General features: G+C 40.8%; 2 protein-coding genes. Both read right to left on the bottom strand.

Annotated elements, in window-relative coordinates:
• Positions 1 to 106: 106 nt before the first annotated feature.
• Positions 107 to 1,339, bottom strand: a complete 1,233-nt coding sequence (locus H5158_RS22350) for a cysteine desulfurase-like protein (protein ID WP_182740944.1) — start codon at positions 1,337 to 1,339, stop codon at positions 107 to 109.
• Between the two features lie 9 nt (positions 1,340 to 1,348).
• On the bottom strand, positions 1,349 to 1,981 hold the full coding sequence (locus H5158_RS22355; protein WP_182740945.1) for a 2OG-Fe dioxygenase family protein: 633 nt from the start codon (positions 1,979 to 1,981) through the stop codon (positions 1,349 to 1,351).
• Positions 1,982 to 2,128: the final 147 nt, after the last annotated feature.

Genomic DNA, 2,128 nt, shown 5'->3' on the forward strand with positions numbered 1-2,128 from the left:
AGCCAAAAATCTACTCAATTCAGATTTTATGTCAAGGCTTACCAAGCGCTCTGGTCGCTTAAAACTTACAGCTTATGACTTATAGCTCTAATTATAACTTATAGCTTTAAATCAGTTCATCAAACAAATCAAATAACTTATCTAGCTCTTCGATGGTGTTGTAGTGCATGCAACCAATGCGTACAACGCCGCCAGTATCCAATACACCCAATTGCTTGCATAAGCCCTGAGCGTAGAAGTTACCATCCCACACACATATATGTTGCTTACCTAAAAACTCAGACACCTGACGTGGCTCAAGCCCTGCAAAGGTTAAAGCAAAAGTTGGGGTACGTTCAGCTAAACGATCTAAATCATCAATACCAAATAGTTTGATCTTAGGATAGTTAACTAGTCGAGTAAGGAAGTACTCACTTAACGCCATTTCATGCTGTTTAGTTTTAGCAAGAGCCGCAGCTAATTTATCGCGGCGTGAATAGCTACCATCAAGCTCACTAATATCTGCAATGTAGTCAACAGCAGCAATTAAACCTGCGAGTGCTTCAAAGCTTTGCGTACCGGTTTCCCAGCGCCCAGGAATAACGTCCTTGGCAGGCTCAACTTTATAAGGCGTAAATCCTTCAAGGTGTTCACGCTTGCCGTAGACCATACCTAAGTGCGGGCCAAAAAACTTATACGCAGAGCAGGCTAAAAAATCACAATCAAGGGCTTGTACATCAACCAGCTCATGAGGTGCGTAATGGACTGCGTCAACATAAACCAATGCACCCACTTCATGAGCCATCGCAACAATACGCTGAATATCGTTAATAGACCCAGTAGTGTTTGATGCATACGTCACTGCAACAAGCTTAGTATTGCTATTAAGTAAGCTGGCAAAATGTGCTAAATCTAAGCTGCAATCAGCTTCGTTAATCAATACAGTATTAACCTTTGCGCCTTTATCTTCTGCAGCCTGCTGCCAAGAGGATACATTTGAGAAGTGATCAGCATTAGTCACGATGATTTCGTCGCCCGCCTGCCAGTCGCGAGAAATCGCACGGCTAAAGCTAAACGTAAGGCTGGTCATATTCGCGCCAAATACAATTTGCTCGCGCGATGGTGAATTAAGTAAATCAGCCGCTGCTTGACGCGCATTGGCCATTAACTCAACGGTTTTATCGCTTGAAAAAAACGCGCCGCCTAAGTTAGAGTTGTAATAACCTAAGTAAGCTGACATTGCACTAAGCACTGATTGTGGTACTTGCGAACCACCCGGGCCATCTAAAAATATTGGCGATTTACCCGCAACTTGTTGCATAAGTGCCGGAAACTGACGACGAAGTTTAGTTAAATTCATTATCATTCCTTAAGCCGTTAGTACGAAACAATCTAGGTAACCGTCTTTACTTGCATCAATCTTATTCATCGGCGTGGCGTTGTGCCATACTTCACGGTCGTTGATTAATGCAAACATACCGTCTTTAATTTCCATTTTAAAACACGGCTCAGCTTGTTTGTTTTCATAAACAAGTAATTCACCACCTTCTAGATTTTCATGTGATACACCACAAATACATACATGATCAAAGCCGTCTTGGTGAATACCTTCTGGCGCAGGCGGCGTATCACTTTCAATAGCAAGCATACGAAATTGATGAATTTCAATATCACGCTCTTCGCTAATACCGGTAATGGCACGAAACTCATTGACGATACTTTTCATCCCTTCGCTTGCCAATAAACTCGGCTCTAAATTTTCGTAAGTGCGCTCAACATTACCTTGGAAAGTATTGATTGAATCATCTTGCACAAATGCTTTTGTGGCTTGTAAAACAAGTTCATCATTTTGCACTTTAATTACTGAATAGCGGCGTTTACGAAACGCACCATCGGCGTACGGATTAGCAGGTAGATTAGCAAATGATGGCTTGACTGCCTCGATATGAGCTTGGTTTACAAAACGAAGTTGTAATAGGTTCTGGTTGTTTAATGCTGTCATAAAATATCACCTAAAAAATAAGAGACTAACTCATAAATATTGAAGGGGATTTTAATGCAAGTAGAGAGGATTTTTTGCGTCTTTATTTAATAAAAGGAGTTTAAAAGTATAAAATTAAGATCCAAATGAGGGTTTTATTGAATTTTT

Origin of the sequence: Pseudoalteromonas sp. SR45-6 (assembly GCF_014163545.1) — a bacterium.
GTDB classification, from domain to species: domain Bacteria; phylum Pseudomonadota; class Gammaproteobacteria; order Enterobacterales; family Alteromonadaceae; genus Pseudoalteromonas; species Pseudoalteromonas rhizosphaerae.

Bases quoted from the DNA above. Each gene is read 5' to 3' on its own strand.
- H5158_RS22350 (WP_182740944.1), bottom strand. From the start codon at position 1,339: ATGAATTTAACTAAACTTCGTCGTCAGTTTCCGGCACTTATGCAACAA.
- H5158_RS22355 (WP_182740945.1), bottom strand. From the start codon at position 1,981: ATGACAGCATTAAACAACCAGAACCTATTACAACTTCGTTTTGTAAAC.